Consider the following 15,694-nt stretch of genomic DNA (forward strand, 5'->3'; position numbering starts at 1 on the left):
TTATGTCCGCTTTTCAGATGCCGGTTTCCTTCACCGATTGCATGACCACGAATGTCGAGGTGTTGGAGACGGATGGCAGGCTGGAGATCTTCTCACCGAGTACCCTTCGGTATTTGCGGATATCGCTGGTGCGCACCTTCAGAAGATAATCGAAGGCGCCGGCGATCATGTGGCACTCCTCCACTTCCTTGATCTTGCGCACCGCCGTGTTGAACTCCTCCAGCGCCTTTTCCCGCGTATCGGAGAGTTTCACCTCAGCGAAGGCGATGTGATCGACGCCGAGCTTCTCCGGGTTGAGCATGGCGCGGAAGCCGAGAATATAGCCCTCATCCACCAGCCGCTTCAGCCGCGTCTGGCAGGGCGTCTTGGAAAGGCCTACCCTTTTCGACAATTGCAGAACGGACATGCGCCCATCCTCGCTGAGCGCCTCGAGAATCTTGAGATCGAAGTGGTCCAGACCGTCTGTTTTCTGACTGTTTGCCATGTGATTTCACGCCAAATCTGAAAAATAAAAGTTCATATTGCCTGTTTTATCCTGAAAATAGGGCCATAGCAATTTCTGCGATGATGATATTGTCTGCGACAGGATGACAAGCGGCGGGCGGAGGACACGCTGCCGCCGACGGTCTGTCTTCAACAGCTTTTTCAGGATTTTCAGAATGGCCGATGGTGCAAGCAACGCCGGTGTAATGGCGAACGGTATCTTCCAGAATTTTGCACCGCCGGTGCGCGAACAGAGCCTGCTACGCAAGGCAATCACCGCCGCCTATCGCCGCCCCGAAGAAGAATGCCTTGCGCCACTGCTCGACGCGGCAACGGTGACGGCTGAAGAGGCGAAAGCCATTCGCGACACTGCCCGAAAACTGATCGAGGCATTGCGTGCCAAGACCAAGGGCACCGGCGTCGAGGGGCTTGTGCAGGAATATTCGCTTTCCAGCCATGAGGGCGTGGCGCTGATGTGCCTTGCCGAAGCGCTGCTGCGCATTCCCGACACCGCCACCCGCGACGCGCTGATCCGCGACAAGATCGCGCGCGGTGACTGGAAATCCCATATTGGCGGCGGGCGCTCGCTCTTCGTCAATGCCGCAACCTGGGGGCTCGTCATCACCGGCAAGCTGACCTCGACGGTCAATGACAGCGGCCTTTCGGCGGCGCTCACCAAGCTGATCGCCCGGGCCGGCGAACCCGTCATCCGCCGCGGCGTCGACATGGCCATGCGCATGATGGGCGAGCAGTTCGTGACCGGCGAAACGATCGGCGAAGCCATCAAGCGTTCGAAGCCGCTGGAAGAACAGGGCTTCCAATATTCCTACGACATGCTGGGCGAAGCCGCGACCACCGCGAAGGATGCGGAGCGTTATTACAAGGATTACGAAAACGCCATCCACGCCATAGGCAAGGCCTCAGCCGGCCGTGGCATCTATGGTGGCCCCGGTATTTCCATCAAGCTTTCGGCGCTGCATCCGCGTTACGCCCGCGCCCAGGCCGAGCGGGTGATGGCGGAGCTTTTGCCGCGCGTCAAATCGCTGATGCTGCTCAGCAAGAAATATGACATCGGCCTCAACATCGATGCCGAAGAAGCCGACCGGCTGGAACTGTCGCTAGATCTTCTGGAGGAACTGGCGCTCGACAAGGACCTCGCCGGCTGGAACGGCCTCGGTTTCGTCGTGCAGGCCTATGGCCGCCGCTGCCCCTTCGTTCTGGATTACATCATTGATCTCGCCCGCCGTTCGGGACGCCGCATCATGGTGCGCCTCGTCAAGGGCGCTTACTGGGACGCGGAGATCAAGCGCGCGCAGGTGGAAGGGCTGGAAGATTTCCCGGTCTTCACCCGCAAGGTCCACACTGACGTCTCCTACATCGCCTGCGCCCGCAAGCTGCTCGCCGCGCGCGATCTGGTCTTCCCGCAATTTGCGACCCATAACGCGCAGTCCATGGCGACGATCTACCATCTCGCCGGTCCTGACTTCAAACTCGGCGACTACGAGTTCCAGTGCCTGCATGGCATGGGCGAACCGCTTTATAGCGAAGTCGTCGGCAAGAAGAAGCTCGACCGGCCCTGCCGTTTTTATGCCCCCGTCGGCACCCATGAGACACTGCTGGCCTATCTCGTCCGCCGCCTGCTGGAAAACGGCGCGAACTCCTCTTTCGTCAACCGCATTGCCGATCCCGCTGTACCGGTGGGCTCCCTGCTGGAAGACCCGGTCGCGGTGGTCAAGGCCTATGCCGTTCCCGGCGCACGGCATGACCGCATCGCCGCGCCCGCCGACCTGTTCGGCCCGGAACGTAAAAACTCCGCCGGCCTCGATCTTTCCAGTGAAACGACGCTCTCTGCACTGGACAATACCCTGAAAGCAGGTGCTGCGACCGAATGGAAAGCCACAGCGCCACAGGCAGGTGGCAACACGCGCCCGGTTCTCAATCCCGGCGACCACAATGATATCGTCGGCCATGTGACCGAGCCGACGCAGGCCGATGTCGAAGCCGCGATGCAGCGGGCGGCAGCCTCGAACTGGCCTTCCACCCCGGTGGAAGAACGCGCCGCCTGCCTGGAGCGCGCCGCCGACGCCATGCAGGCCGAAATGCCCGCCCTGCTCGGCCTCATCATGCGCGAGGCGGGAAAATCCATGCCGAACGCCATTGCCGAGGTGCGCGAGGCCATCGACTTCCTGCGTTATTATGCGGCGGAAGCCCGCAGAAACTTCAAATCAGGCGAAACGCCGCTCGGCCCGGTCGTCTGCATCAGCCCGTGGAACTTCCCGCTCGCCATCTTCATCGGCCAGGTCACGGCAGCACTGGTTGCGGGCAATCCGGTTCTGGCAAAGCCCGCCGAAGAAACGCCGCTGATTGCGGCCCAGGGCGTGCGCCTGCTGCACGAGGCCGGCGTTCCGCAGGATGCCGTGCAGCTTCTGCCGGGTGACGGCAAGACGGGGGCCGCACTCGTCGGCTCCCCGCTGACGGCGGGCGTGATGTTCACCGGCTCGACGGAAGTGGCGCGGCTCATTCAGGGCCAGCTTGCCGGCCGGGTTCTGGCCAATGGCCAGCCGGTTCCGCTGATTGCCGAGACTGGCGGCCAGAACGCCATGATCGTCGATTCCTCGGCGCTTGCCGAGCAGGTCGTCGCCGATGTCATCGCGTCTGCCTTCGACAGCGCCGGCCAGCGCTGCTCGGCGCTGCGCATTCTCTGCCTGCAGGAAGATGTGGCGGATCGCACGCTGACCATGCTGAAGGGCGCGCTGCATGAGCTGCGCATCGGCCGTACCGACCGGCTTTCCGTCGATGTCGGCCCTGTCATCACCGCCGAGGCGAAGGGCATCATCGAAAAGCACATCGAGGGCATGCGCGGGCTCGGCCACCGGATCGAACAGATCGAGCTTGCTGGCGAAACCGGCAAGGGCACCTTCGTGCCGCCGACCATCATCGAGATGAAGTCGCTCGCCGATCTGAAGCGCGAAGTCTTCGGGCCGGTGCTGCATGTCATCCGCTTCAAGCGTGACAATCTCGACCGGCTGATCGACGAGATCAACGCCACCGGCTATGGCCTGACCTTCGGCCTGCATACACGTCTTGACGATACGATCCAGCACGTCCTGTCGCGTGTCGCTGCCGGCAATCTTTATGTGAACCGCAACATCATCGGCGCGGTGGTCGGCGTACAGCCCTTTGGCGGACGCGGCCTTTCCGGCACCGGCCCCAAGGCTGGCGGCCCGCTCTATCTCGGTCGCATGACGCAGGAAGCGCCGAGGATCGACCGCGTTGCGAGCCAGCAGGATCAGGCAGCCGTCGATCTCGCCCGCTGGCTGGACGAAAACGGCGAAACCGTCGCGGCCGAAGCCGCACGGCAGGCGGCAGCACTTTCCGGCCTTGGCTTCGAAACCGAACTCGCGGGTCCTGTCGGCGAACGCAACGTCTATGCGCTGCATCCACGCGGCAAAATCCTGCTGGTGCCGGCCACTGAACAGGGGCTTTACCGCCAGCTTGCCGCGGCGCTTTCCACAGGTAACTCGGTTGTCATCGACAATGCGTCGGGGCTGGAAAAATCCATTTACGGACTGCCCGCAACCGTGACCTCACGGATTGTCTGGGCGGATGACTGGGCAAAGTCCGGTCCCTTCGCCGGCGCACTGGTCGAGGGCGATGCGGAGCGTATCGTGGCGGTCAACAAAAAGATCGCCGCCCTGCCCGGCCCGCTGGTTCTCGTTCAGGCCGCAACAACGGAAGCGCTTACCAGTGAAAGCCAGCCCTATAATCTCGACTGGCTGGTCGAAGAAGTCTCCGTCAGCGTCAACACCACAGCCGCCGGCGGCAATGCCAGCCTGATGAGCATTGGCTGATGATATTGTCCGGCGGGGCCTTCGGCCCTGCCGGTTCATCCTTTATCAGCTGACATCACCACGGCCGAAGAGCTGGTTCAGAACCTGCTCTTCCAGTCTCGCAAATTCCGCCGTGCCGTGGCGGCGCGGGCGCGGCAGTTTCACATCGAGATCGAGCGCGATGCGCCCCTCATCGATGACGACGATGCGATCCGCGAGCGCGACAGCTTCCGAAACGTCATGGGTGACGAGGACGGCGGTGAATTTCTGCTTGCGCCAGATGCGCTCCAGCAGAAGCTGCATTTCGATGCGGGTAAGTGCATCGAGCGCGCCAAGCGGCTCATCCAGCGCCAGGATCTGCGGATGGGCGACAAGAGCGCGCGCCAGCGCCACGCGCTGCTTCTGGCCGCCCGAGAGCACATAGGGCCATTCGCCCGCCCGGTCCTTCAGGCCCACCTCATCGAGAATGGCAAGGGCCTGCTCCTTTGCCGCCTCTCCTTTGGCGATGCCGGTCAGCCCCACGGACACGTTATTCGCGATACGCTCCCACGGCAGAAGACGCGGCTCCTGAAACATCATACGGGTGCGGCTCGATGGGTCTTTCGAGACGGTTCCGGTCGTCGGCGTGTCGAGACCGGCCAGAATACGCAGGAGCGTGCTCTTGCCGCAGCCGCTTTTGCCGATGACGGCCAGAAACTCGCCTTCCCGCACATCGAGATCGATGCCGCGCAGAACCGGCTTGTCACCAAAGCTCTTCGTGACGTTGCGGAAGCTGAAGGCGACCTTGCCATCGGTCGATTTCGTGCGGTGTTCGGTCTTCGCCTCCGTTTCAGGCGGAATGGGTGGCCGGGCATCGGGGCGTCTCAGCGTCGTCACATTACCGGTCGACATGGGTTACCTCAGACTTTCTTGAAGGCTGGATGCCATTGCAGGAAGATGCTTTCGAGGAAGCGGGCGAAACTGTCGGCCAGCTTGCCGAGAAGCGCATAGATGAGGATCGACAGCACGACGACATCGATCAGCAGGAACTCGCGCGCCTGCATGGCCATGTAGCCGAGGCCGGAGGAGGAAGAGATGGTTTCGGCCACGATCAGCGTCAGCCACATGATGCCGAGCGCGTAACGCAGGCCGGTGAAGATGGCGGGCAGTGCGCCGGGCAGAATGACCCGGCGAAACAGCGTGAAGGGCGACATGCCATAAGTGCGGCCCATCTCCACCAGTTGCGGATCGACACCCTGAATGCCGAGCAGCGTGTTGATGTAGATCGGGAAAAACACTCCCAGCGCAACGAGAAAGAGCTTCGCCTCCTCATCGATGCCGAACCACAGGATGACGAGCGGAATGAGCGCCAGATGCGGAATGTTGCGGATCATCTGCAGCGTCGTATCGGTGAAGCTGCGGGAGAATTTGGAGAGGCCATTGGCCAGCCCGAAAATGAAGCCGATGGAACCGCCGATGGCGAAACCGGCGAGTGCGCGGGCGGAACTGACGCCAATATTGGCGACAAGCTCACCCGAGAGCAAAAGCCGCCAGAAGGCTTCCGCGACAGCGGAAGGGGCCGGAAGCACATTGGCGGAAATCAGACCGGCGCGCGCCGCCGCCTCCCAGCCTGCAAGAATGAGTGCGGGGAGCAGCCAGCCTGTGATTCCGCCAATCTCGATACGCTTTCCGGTGCTCACGGCGTTTCCTCCGGCTCAGTTCGTCGCGCCCGACCAGACGGCATCCTTGATGCTGATCTGTTTCGGGATCAGGCCGAGACGATAAAAGCGGTCGGCGGTTTCCTGCTGGCTGGCGACGATCTTGTCGTCGATCTTTGTAATGCCGAATTCCGAGCGGTTCGCGGCCAGCGTCTGCGCCTCCAGCGGAACGCCCGTCACCTCATGCAGGGCGGCAGCAACCTTGTCGCGATTGGCGGCGGACCATTTCGCCGCCTCGCCCAGCGCATCAATGGTGGTGTTGATGGTGTCCGCATGGGATTTCGCATAATCACGATTGGCGAGGAAATAGGTGCTGACCGCAAGCACATCGCTGGTGCGGGCAAGCGTCACCGGCTTGTAGCGGGTTTCTGCGATCGCGTAGAACGGATCCCAGACGGCCCAGGCCTCGATCTTGTCGCTGGCGAAAGCGGCCGCGGCATCGGCCGGGCTGAGATAAACCACCTCGATATCGCTGAACTTCAGGCCGTTCTTCTCCAGCGCCGCGACCAGCAGATTGTGCGCGCTGGTGCCTTTGCCGACGCCGACCTTCCTGCCCTTCAAATCGGCGACCGACTTGATGCCGCTTTCGGGCTTGGTGAAGATCGCCTCGCCCTTGCCGTTAGAGGGAAGAGCCGCGACATAAACGATGGCCGAACCCGCCGCCTGCCCGAAGATCGGCGGCGCATCGCCCGTCCAGCCGACATTGATGGAGCCGACATTCAAAGCCTCCACCAGCGGCGGGCCTGCGGTGAATTCGACCCAGGAAACCTTCACGCCCTTGGCCTCGAGCGCCTTTTCGATGACGCCCTGCTGGCGGGCGATAACCGGCAGGCCGGTTTTCTGGTAACCGATCTTCAGCTCTTCCGCCGCCTGCGCCTGCAGCGGCAGGACGGAGAATGCGGCTGCAACAAAAAGGCTGGCGGAAAGCGCACGGCGGGTGATGGCTGGCATTTCATCTCCTTGTCACCAGCCCCTCTGGCCGGTTCACGATATGGAGCAATGCTAGGGTTTTCCACTAAAACGATAGAGAGACGATAATTCAATATGAGCGATATTGCGGGAATAAAATTCCGCGCAAATGCTTCTTTTCCGCAAATTGTCGCGGACGTTCCCGTCTGCCCCTTCAAATGGAAATGCCGGCGCGGATGACGCCGCGCCGGCATGGTGGATCAATTTCTCTATCGCCGATGCGATTGGAGGGTCGATTATTCGATATCGAAGGAAACGCCCTGCGCCAGCGGCAGCGCCTTGGAGTAGTTGATGGTGTTGGTGGCGCGGCGCATATAGGCCTTCCACGCATCCGAACCGGATTCACGGCCGCCGCCGGTTTCCTTCTCACCGCCGAAGGCGCCGCCGATTTCCGCACCCGAGGTGCCGATATTGACATTGGCAATGCCGCAATCGGAGCCTTCCGACGACAGGAACCGTTCCGATTCCTGCATATCGCGGGTGAAGATCGATGAGGAAAGACCAGCCGCGACGGCGTTATGGTCGTCAATCGCCTGGTCGAGATCGCTGTATTTCATGACGTAAAGAATCGGCGCGAAGGTCTCTTCCAGCACCGGTCCCGCCTGCTTCGGCATTTCGACAAGTGCCGGCTTGACGTAATAGGCATCCGGCGCACCCGTATCCACACGGCCGCCGCCATTTACCACGCCATCATGGGCTTTCGCCGCTTCGAGCGCCTTCTGCATGCCGTCGAAAGCCGCCTTGTCGACCAGCGGGCCGACGAGTGCGGAGGTTTCCAGCGGGTTGCCGACAGAAACGGAGGCATAAGCCTTTTTCAGACGCGGCACGAGCTGGTCATAAACGCTGTCATGCACGAAGAGACGGCGAAGCGTGGTGCAGCGCTGACCGGCCGTACCCATGGCGCCGAAGGCGATGGCGCGCAGCGCCATGTCGAGATCGGCGGACGGGCAGACGATACCGGCATTGTTGCCGCCAAGCTCCAGAATGGCGCGGGCGAAGCGTTTTGCCAGACGCGGGCCGACATCACGGCCCATGCGGGTGGAGCCGGTGGCCGAAACGAGCGGCACCTTGGGATTGTCCACCAATGCCTCACCCACGGCGCGGTCGCCCATCAGCAGCTGGGACAGGCCTTCCGGCGCATCACCGAAACGAGCGGCGGCACGCTCGAAGATGCCCTGAACCGCCAGCGCCGTGAGCGGCGTCTTCTCCGAAGGCTTCCAGACAACCGAATTGCCGCAGACGATGGCAAGCGCCGCATTCCACGACCACACCGCGACCGGGAAGTTGAAGGCGGAGATGACACCGACGACGCCGAGCGGATGCCAGGTTTCCATCATGCGGTGGCCAGGGCGTTCGGTGGCGATGGTGAGGCCATAAAGCTGGCGGGAAAGGCCGACCGCGAAATCGCAGATATCGATCATTTCCTGTACTTCGCCGAGACCCTCGGAGGGAACCTTGCCTGCTTCCAGCGAGACGAGACGTCCGAGATCGGCTTTAAAAGCGCGCAGCTCTTCGCCGAGCAGCCGGATCAGCTCGCCACGGCGTGGCGCCGGCACATTACGCCATGTCTTGAAGGCGGCATCGGCCCGGTCGATCACGGCGGCGACACCTTCGACCGAGATGGTCTTGAGGCTCGCGACCTGTTCACCCGTCACCGGGCTGAAGGAGGCCATATCGCCGCCGGTATAGAGATCGCGGGCAACGCCCATCCTGTCGAGCAGGGCCGCGGCTTCCTGTTTCACGTCGAGCTTCGTGGTCGCATCCATGTCCATCGTCCTTTTGGCTAAAAGGGGAGGAAAGGCCGTTTTGATACGGCGCTTTCAACTCCCGTCACTCGTCTTTCCCCGAATTTGTCATTCGTTCTTTGAAACTGGCGTTTTGCACCGTTCCATTCTTTCCCGTAATCATATATGGCCATAATGACCCTTTTCCAATGAGGAAAGCGGGTAAGTTGATGCGAGAATGGAATGGATCCGCGCAGAAGACTGGTCCCTGACATCGTCACCCTGCAGGCGTTCGAATGCGCGGCACGGCACGGCAATTTTACGCGTGCTGCGGAAGAACTCAACCTCACGCAGAGCGCGGTGAGCCGGCAGATCGGTGAACTGGAAGCGCAGACGGGAATGCAGCTGTTCGAGCGCATCCGCAGGCGGGTCGTGCTTTCGGAGGCGGGGCGCAAATTCCTGCCCGATGTGCGGCGCCTGTTGCAGCAATCCGAACAGCTGATGGTGCGCGCGGTCTCGGCCGGAACATCACACGCATCGCTTTCCGTCGCGACGCTGCCGACATTCGGCAGCCGCTGGCTGATGCCGCGCCTCTCCCGCTTCATCGACACCAATCCGGACATGACGATCACGATCGGCTCACGATCGCACCCCTTCGATTTCGATGAGGAAGGGTTCGATCTCGCCATTCATTATGGCCAGCCGGTCTGGGCGCGTGGCACCTGCACATTTTTATGCAATGAGGTGATCGTACCGGTCGCCAGCCCCGCCCTGCTGCGCCGCACCGGCGTGAACCGGCCGCAGGACCTGACCGGGCAACCGCTCCTGCACGTGACGACGCGGCCGAAACTATGGACGGAATGGCTGGAGATGAACGGGGTGACGGCTGATAATGCCTATCAGGGCAGCCGTTTCGACCAGTTCTCGATGATCATCGAGGCTGCGGCGAGCGGCATCGGTTTTGCCCTTCTGCCGAAATATCTCATCGAGGCGGAGATCGCCTCCGGCCGCCTCGAAATCGTCTTCGACATTCCCCTGCAGACCGACAAGAGTTATTACGTGGCCCTGCCCGAGGGACGGCAGGACAATGCGCTGGCCCGCGCCTTTCAGGCCTGGCTGCTCGATCAGGTCGGCAAACCGGTCTAGTCCGTTATCCGTTCACCTCACAGGGAAACGTCATCCAGCCCCGGAAGATCAGGACCGACAGGCACGATGCGGGTCGGGTTGAGCGCCTTGATGGAATAATAACCGCGCTTGATATGGTCGATATTGACCGTGTCACGCACGCCCGGAACGTTCAGCACCCGCATCATATAGGCCTGCAGGGCGGGATAATCGGCGATGCGGCGAAGATTGCATTTAAACAGGCCGTAATAGGCGGTATCAAAACGCACAAGCGTCACAAAAAGCCGGACATCCGTTTCGGTCAGGAAATCGCCGAAAAGGAAAGGTCCGCCTGAGACGAGACGGCTTTCGAGCTCCTGAAGCGTCGCAAACACATCGGCGAAGGCCTCCTCATAAGCGACCTGCGTGGTGGCGAAACCGGTTCTGTAGACACCGTTGTTGAGGCGCGGATAAATGTGGTCATTGAGAGCATTGATCTCGTCCCGCAGATCTTCCGGATAGAGGTCCACGCCATTATCGGCCAGATCACCGAAACCGGAATTCAGCATGCGCAGAATATCGGCGGATTCGTTGTTGACGATGGTTTTTGTCTTTTTGTCCCAAAGCACGGGCACGGTGGCGCGGCCGGTATAGTGCGGATCCGCGCTGGTATAGGCTTCGTGCATATAGGCGAAGCCGTTGAGCGTATCGCGGTCCGAACCCGGATAGTCGCCGAATTTCCAGCCCTCGTCGGAGAGCGCAGGCTCGACGACGGAGACCGAAATCGCCTCTTCCAGCTTCTTCAGCTTTCGGCCAATCAGCGTGCGCGATGCCCAGGGGCAAATCAGCGCGACGTAAAGATGATAGCGACCGGCCTCGGCCGCAAAACCGCCCTCACCCGTCGGCCCCGCCGAACCGTCAGGTGTCACCCAGTTGCGGAAGCCGGAGGTCTGGCGGACAAAGCCGCCTTTTTTGTCTGTCGCCTGCACCGGATGCCAGTCGGCGGTCCATTTTCCATCCACGAGCATTTGCGGCTCCCCGTTCATCTAAAGATGAAAGCCTTATGGGCCGGGTCGCCGCCGCTTCACAAGCCGCGCTTCGGTTGACGCACTGTTTCCGATCGGCGGATGGGCTCAAAGGCGATTGCGGAAAAACGGGTTCCAGCGCACGGTGCCGAGCCTTACCTTTTCGCGGATCATCGTCAGCAGCCCCGATGCGGCGATGACGCTCAATCCCAGCACCGCCATGGCGTCAGGATATTCGTGGAAGAAGGCCATGCCGATCGCCACGGCCCAGAGGATTTGCGAATAATGCGACGGCGCGATCTGGCTCGCCGGCGCGATACGGGTTGCGACCAGAAGGGTGATCTGCCCCGTTGCCGTGCAAAGCCCGATGAAGGCGAAGGCCAGAAGCTGGTGCAGATCGGGCATGACGAAATCGGGGATGGAGGCAATACCGTTGAAGGTGAGGCCATAGATCAACAGCACGCCCATGATCGAAGTCCGCTTTTCCTTGCCCGCAAGTGAGCGCAAAAGCACGATGGTCATGGCCGCCAGGAAGGCGACGCCGATGGCGGCGATATGCCCAAGTTCCAGCGTCTTGAAGCCCGGCCGCACGACGAGGATGACACCGACGATGCCGGCCAGAACCGCCGCCCAGCGCCAGGGGCCGATATTCTCCTTCAGCACGACGGCGGAAAGCACGGTCACGAAGAGCGGCGACAGGAAGATCAGCGCATAGGCTTCCGCCAGCGGAATGGTGGTGAAGGCATAGATGCCTAAAATACCGGCGAAGAGGCCGGAAATGGCGCGGCCGTGCACGGCGAAGGGCCGGCTCATGCGCCAGAATTCGCGCCATCTTTCCTCGCGCGGCTTGCTGAAGAAGATGAAGATGCCGGAAAACAGAATGCTGAAGAAGCCGATTTCGAAAACGCTGATCTGCGATCCAAGCGACTTGATGGTGGCGTCGCCCAAGGAAAAGGTCGCATAAGCGAACAGGCCGAGCAGAAAACCCTTTTGCATTTGAACGTCCCCGAACACCGACCGCAAGGCAAAGCTTCCCCCGGCCGCGTGGAACGCGACCCGGACGCCCCTTCAAGGGGCAGACAGTCTGGCAGATTTGATCCTCACCCTATGGCTAGACCCGGCTACCTATGAGTGCAAGCCGCAAAACAGGCAAAAATGCGCGATCTCACCGCATCGATGCAATCGGCTGCAAGGTGCGGCAAATTTGTCCCGCCGCGGCCATCACATCACCGTCATGGAAAGAGGTTAGCCGGTGTTGATCGTGGCGCTTGGCGACGGGCATGAAGGCGGCTAAGTATGTCATGGAATTTTTCACCCGCCGATTTCCCCGGCCGGTGCCGCTGCGTTAACATGACCTCGCTAACCGAAAGGAAAAAGAATGCGGATTGTGATGATCGGTTCGGGTTATGTCGGCCTCGTGTCCGGCGCGTGTTTTGCAGATTTCGGCCATGACGTGGTCTGCGTCGACAAGATGCCGGAGAAGATCGAAGCCCTGAAAAATGGCCATATCCCGATCTTCGAGCCGGGTCTCGATGTCATCGTCGCCAACAACGCCAAGGCTGGCCGGTTGAGCTTCACGACGGATCTTTCCGCAGCCGTCGCCAATGCCGAGGTCGTCTTCATCGCGGTCGGCACCCCCTCGCGGCGCGGTGATGGCCATGCCGATCTCGGTTATGTCTATGCGGCGGCAAAAGAGATCGCCCATGCTCTCGACGGATTTACCGTCATCGTCACCAAATCCACCGTTCCCGTCGGCACCGGTGACGAGGTGGAACGCATCATACACGAGGAAAACCCCTCGGCCGATTTCGCCGTGGTCTCCAACCCGGAATTCCTGCGCGAAGGTGCCGCCATCGAAGATTTCAAGCGGCCGGACCGCATCGTCGTCGGCCTTTCGGACGAGCGCGCCCGCCCCGTCATGACCGAGGTTTACCGCCCGCTTTATCTCAACCAGTCGCCGCTGCTCTTCACCACCAGACGCGCTTCGGAACTTATCAAATATGCCGCCAACGCCTTTCTGGCGATGAAGATCACCTTCATCAACGAAATGGCTGACCTCTGCGAAAAGGTCGGCGCCAATGTGCAGGACGTCTCGCGCGGCATCGGTCTCGATGGCCGCATCGGCCCGAAATTCCTGCATGCCGGCCCCGGTTATGGCGGCTCCTGTTTCCCGAAGGACACGCTGGCGCTCGCCAAGACCGCGCAGGATTATGACGCCCCGGTACGGCTGATCGAGACCACCATCGCCATCAACGACAACCGCAAGCGCGCCATGGGCCGCAAGGTCATCAACGCGATGGGCGGTGATGTGCGCGGCAAGAAGATCGCCGTGCTTGGCCTCACCTTCAAGCCGAATACCGACGACATGCGCGACAGCCCGGCAATCGCCATCATCCAGACCCTGCAGGACGGCGGTGCGAAAGTGGTCGGTTACGATCCGGAAGGCATGGCGAATGCCCGCCACCTGATGGAAGACATCGACTATGCGGACGGCCCCTACGAGGCAGCGGAAGACGCCGACGCCGTGGTGATCGTGACGGAATGGAACCAGTTCCGCGCACTCGACCTGCCGCGCCTGAAGGCGATCATGAAAAGCCCTGTTCTGGTGGACCTGCGCAATATCTACCGCACGGATGAAGTCGCCGCCCATGGCTTCATCTATGCCGCAGTCGGTCGTCCGCACGAAGGCGCGTAGAGGTTTCGTTTTTCAATTTCATTAAAAGGTTTTCTGCGCTTCGGTCAGACCGAAAACGCACCAACGGATTCGGGATATAATCATCATGCGTTATCTGGTTACCGGTACGGCAGGCTTCATCGGCTTTTACGTTGCGAAACGGCTGCTGGACGCCGGCCATTTCGTGACCGGCTTCGACGGCATGACGAAATATTACGATGTCAGCCTCAAGGAAAAACGCCACGCCATTCTTTCCCGCTCCAACGGCTTCCGGGCCGAAATCGGCATGCTGGAAGATACGGATGCGCTGAAACGCGCGGCGGAGGCCGCCGAACCTGAGATCATCATCCACCTCGCAGCACAGGCGGGCGTCCGTTACAGCCTTGAAAATCCGCGCGCCTATATCGATTCCAATCTCATCGGCTCGTTCAACATGCTGGAGCTCGCCAGAAGCCTTGATGTCAAGCACCTGATGCTGGCATCAACCTCCTCCATCTACGGCGCCAACGAGAAAATCCCCTTCGCTGAGAGCGACAAGGCCGACGAGCCGATGACGCTTTACGCCGCCACCAAAAAGTCGATGGAGCTGATGGCGCACAGCTATGCCCATCTGCACAAGCTGCCCACCACCGCCTTCCGTTTCTTCACGGTCTATGGCCCGTGGGGACGGCCGGACATGGCGCCGATCAAATTTGTCGACGCCATCTCCAACGGCAGAGCGATCGATATTTACGGGCAAGGCAATATGAGCCGTGATTTCACCTATATCGACGATCTGGTCGAAGGCATCGTCCGGCTAAGCACGGTCATCCCTTCCGAGGAAAACCGGGTCACGCAGGAAGGAGTCACCGATACTCTCTCGCACCACGCGCCCTTCCGCGTGGTCAATATCGGCGGCGGCCAGCCGGTGGAGCTGATGCATTTCGTTGAGACGGTCGAAAAGGCGGTCGGGAAACCCGCGATCCGCAACATGCTGCCGATGCAGCAGGGCGATGTGCCCCGCACCTTCGCCTCGCCTGATCTTTTGAAGGCCCTGACCGGCTACGTGCCGCAAACCCCGGTCGAGGAGGGCATCAGGGCCCTCGTCGCCTGGTATCGCGAGATGCACCCGGCCGAATTACGGAAATAACCTCACAGCGTCGCCAGCAGGCGGTTGGAGATGGTGCCGCCGGAAGCGCTCTGCATGCTGATCTTGGTTTCCACGGCCTCGATGATCGTGTCGCTGAAATCCATCTCGGTGAGATCGCGGATATTGGAAAGGCCGCCCGGCGAAAACACGTTCACTTCCAGTATCTTGTCACCGACAATGTCGAGCCCGACGAGGAACATGCCGTCCTCCACGAGCTTCGGCCGCACCATCTCGGCAAGCGCCACGATTTCATCCGTCACCTTCACCGCCTCGGCGGTGCCTTTGGCATGGATGTTGGAGCGCAGGTCGTCCTTGGCCGGCACGCGGCGAAGGGCGGCATATTTGCCGTCACGCATCAGCGGCCGGCCATTCATCATGAAGAAGCGGATATCACCATCCTTCGCAGCCGGCAGATAGGCCTGCGCGATCAGATAACCCTCAAGGCTGACCGCCTCGAAAATCTGGTTGAGATTGGCCTCCTTGCTGGAGCCGATCTTGAAGACGTTCTTACCGCCGGAACCCTGCAGCGGCTTGACGATGACGCCCTTGGGGTGGCCATCGGCAAAGGCGCGTATTTCATCGACATTGCGCGAGATGATCGTGGTGGGGCGGACGATTTCAGGAAAGCTCTGGAAATAGAGCTTGTTTTGCGCCAGCGCCAGTCCTTCGGGATCATTCAGCACCACGACGCCGCGCTGTTCTGCAAGCCGCCCGAACAGGATGCCGGCATGCACCGCCCACGGCCGCGTTGTCTGGTCGAGCGAGGGGTCGTTGCGCAGCATCAGCGCATCGATTTCCTCCACATCCATGGTGCGCCGCTCCAGCGCCTTGTCCTGAAGGGCGGCATGGAAGCCTTCCGATTTCTTGTATTTTGTCTTCGGCAATACGGTGGCATGGATGGTGAGGCTGTCATCCGCGCGCAGGGTAAAATCCCCTGGTGTCAGATAGACCACCTCATGGCCGCGATTGAGTGCCGCCATGGCAAGCAGGCCGGTCGCGTAGTTCGGCCCCTCGGTTTCGATGGAATTGACGAAAAATGCGATACGCATGAAGCCCCTC

General features: G+C 61.0%; 12 protein-coding genes. 4 read left to right on the forward strand and 8 right to left on the reverse strand.

Annotation, left to right across the window (positions count from 1 at the left end; genetic code table 11):
- Window positions 1-13 precede the first annotated feature (13 nt).
- On the reverse strand, window positions 14-484 hold the full coding sequence (locus CFB10_RS18240) for an Lrp/AsnC family transcriptional regulator (RefSeq protein WP_003508741.1): 471 nt from the start codon (window positions 482-484) through the stop codon (window positions 14-16).
- A 175-nt stretch (window positions 485-659) separates the two neighbouring features.
- Here CFB10_RS18240 and putA point away from each other — a divergent pair, with 175 nt between their 5' ends.
- Window positions 660-4,334, forward strand: coding sequence for a trifunctional transcriptional regulator/proline dehydrogenase/L-glutamate gamma-semialdehyde dehydrogenase (putA, locus tag CFB10_RS18250; RefSeq protein ID WP_020009951.1), 3,675 nt, complete (start codon window positions 660-662; stop codon window positions 4,332-4,334).
- Between the two features lie 45 nt (window positions 4,335-4,379).
- Here the strand turns inward: putA and CFB10_RS18255 are convergent, their stop codons facing one another.
- From CFB10_RS18255 to CFB10_RS18270, 4 genes are all read right to left on the reverse strand, one after another.
- Complete coding sequence (locus CFB10_RS18255; protein ID WP_020009952.1) at window positions 4,380-5,204, reverse strand: ABC transporter ATP-binding protein; 825 nt, start codon at window positions 5,202-5,204, stop codon at window positions 4,380-4,382.
- 8 nt (window positions 5,205-5,212) lie between these two features.
- Window positions 5,213-5,992: an ABC transporter permease subunit gene (locus CFB10_RS18260; protein WP_020009953.1), complete on the reverse strand. Its 780-nt coding sequence runs from the start codon at window positions 5,990-5,992 to the stop codon at window positions 5,213-5,215.
- A 15-nt stretch (window positions 5,993-6,007) separates the two neighbouring features.
- The gene (locus tag CFB10_RS18265; protein ID WP_020009954.1) at window positions 6,008-6,961 is read right to left on the reverse strand and encodes a sulfonate ABC transporter substrate-binding protein; all 954 of its coding nucleotides are present in this window, start codon (window positions 6,959-6,961) and stop codon (window positions 6,008-6,010) included.
- Between the two features lie 254 nt (window positions 6,962-7,215).
- Complete coding sequence (locus tag CFB10_RS18270; protein ID WP_026363559.1) at window positions 7,216-8,745, reverse strand: aldehyde dehydrogenase family protein; 1,530 nt, start codon at window positions 8,743-8,745, stop codon at window positions 7,216-7,218.
- A 201-nt stretch (window positions 8,746-8,946) separates the two neighbouring features.
- On the opposite strand from CFB10_RS18270, the gene CFB10_RS18275 reads away from it, so the two are divergent.
- Complete coding sequence (locus CFB10_RS18275; protein WP_020009956.1) at window positions 8,947-9,849, forward strand: LysR family transcriptional regulator; 903 nt, start codon at window positions 8,947-8,949, stop codon at window positions 9,847-9,849.
- Between the two features lie 17 nt (window positions 9,850-9,866).
- Here CFB10_RS18275 and CFB10_RS18280 read toward each other — a convergent pair whose 3' ends face one another.
- Together CFB10_RS18280 and CFB10_RS18285 are read right to left on the reverse strand one after the other, a co-directional pair.
- The gene (locus CFB10_RS18280; protein WP_020009957.1) at window positions 9,867-10,835 is read right to left on the reverse strand and encodes a glutathione S-transferase family protein; all 969 of its coding nucleotides are present in this window, start codon (window positions 10,833-10,835) and stop codon (window positions 9,867-9,869) included.
- 105 nt (window positions 10,836-10,940) lie between these two features.
- On the reverse strand, window positions 10,941-11,828 hold the full coding sequence (locus CFB10_RS18285) for a DMT family transporter (protein ID WP_020009958.1): 888 nt from the start codon (window positions 11,826-11,828) through the stop codon (window positions 10,941-10,943).
- 382 nt (window positions 11,829-12,210) lie between these two features.
- Between CFB10_RS18285 and CFB10_RS18290 the strand changes: the two genes are divergently transcribed.
- Together CFB10_RS18290 and CFB10_RS18295 are read left to right on the forward strand one after the other, a co-directional pair.
- A complete protein-coding gene (locus CFB10_RS18290; RefSeq protein WP_003508722.1) occupies window positions 12,211-13,527 on the forward strand; it encodes a UDP-glucose/GDP-mannose dehydrogenase family protein in 1,317 nt (438 codons plus the stop codon).
- Window positions 13,528-13,612: 85 nt separating this feature from the next.
- Window positions 13,613-14,635 (forward strand): NAD-dependent epimerase, encoded by a 1,023-nt coding sequence (locus CFB10_RS18295; protein WP_020009959.1) that lies wholly within the window; start codon window positions 13,613-13,615, stop codon window positions 14,633-14,635.
- A gap of 2 nt (window positions 14,636-14,637) precedes the next feature.
- Here the strand turns inward: CFB10_RS18295 and CFB10_RS18300 are convergent, their stop codons facing one another.
- Window positions 14,638-15,684, reverse strand: coding sequence for a glutathione synthase (locus CFB10_RS18300; protein WP_020009960.1), 1,047 nt, complete (start codon window positions 15,682-15,684; stop codon window positions 14,638-14,640).
- Between the last annotated feature and the right edge of the window lie 10 nt (window positions 15,685-15,694).

Source organism: Agrobacterium sp. 719_389 (assembly GCF_900188475.1).
GTDB lineage: Bacteria > Pseudomonadota > Alphaproteobacteria > Rhizobiales > Rhizobiaceae > Agrobacterium > Agrobacterium radiobacter.

What these genes read in the sequence shown, in the direction of transcription:
- CFB10_RS18265 (WP_020009954.1), bottom strand. Translation starts at nt 6,961, where the DNA reads ATGCCAGCCATCACCCGCCGTGCGCTTTCCGCCAGCCTTTTTGTTGCA.
- CFB10_RS18285 (WP_020009958.1), bottom strand. Translation starts at nt 11,828, where the DNA reads ATGCAAAAGGGTTTTCTGCTCGGCCTGTTCGCTTATGCGACCTTTTCC.
- putA (WP_020009951.1), top strand. Translation starts at nt 660, where the DNA reads ATGGCCGATGGTGCAAGCAACGCCGGTGTAATGGCGAACGGTATCTTC.
- CFB10_RS18255 (WP_020009952.1), bottom strand. Translation starts at nt 5,204, where the DNA reads ATGTCGACCGGTAATGTGACGACGCTGAGACGCCCCGATGCCCGGCCA.
- CFB10_RS18240 (WP_003508741.1), bottom strand. Translation starts at nt 484, where the DNA reads ATGGCAAACAGTCAGAAAACAGACGGTCTGGACCACTTCGATCTCAAG.
- CFB10_RS18280 (WP_020009957.1), bottom strand. Translation starts at nt 10,835, where the DNA reads ATGCTCGTGGATGGAAAATGGACCGCCGACTGGCATCCGGTGCAGGCG.
- CFB10_RS18300 (WP_020009960.1), bottom strand. Translation starts at nt 15,684, where the DNA reads ATGCGTATCGCATTTTTCGTCAATTCCATCGAAACCGAGGGGCCGAAC.
- CFB10_RS18290 (WP_003508722.1), top strand. Translation starts at nt 12,211, where the DNA reads ATGCGGATTGTGATGATCGGTTCGGGTTATGTCGGCCTCGTGTCCGGC.
- CFB10_RS18270 (WP_026363559.1), bottom strand. Translation starts at nt 8,745, where the DNA reads ATGGATGCGACCACGAAGCTCGACGTGAAACAGGAAGCCGCGGCCCTG.
- CFB10_RS18295 (WP_020009959.1), top strand. Translation starts at nt 13,613, where the DNA reads ATGCGTTATCTGGTTACCGGTACGGCAGGCTTCATCGGCTTTTACGTT.
- CFB10_RS18275 (WP_020009956.1), top strand. Translation starts at nt 8,947, where the DNA reads ATGGATCCGCGCAGAAGACTGGTCCCTGACATCGTCACCCTGCAGGCG.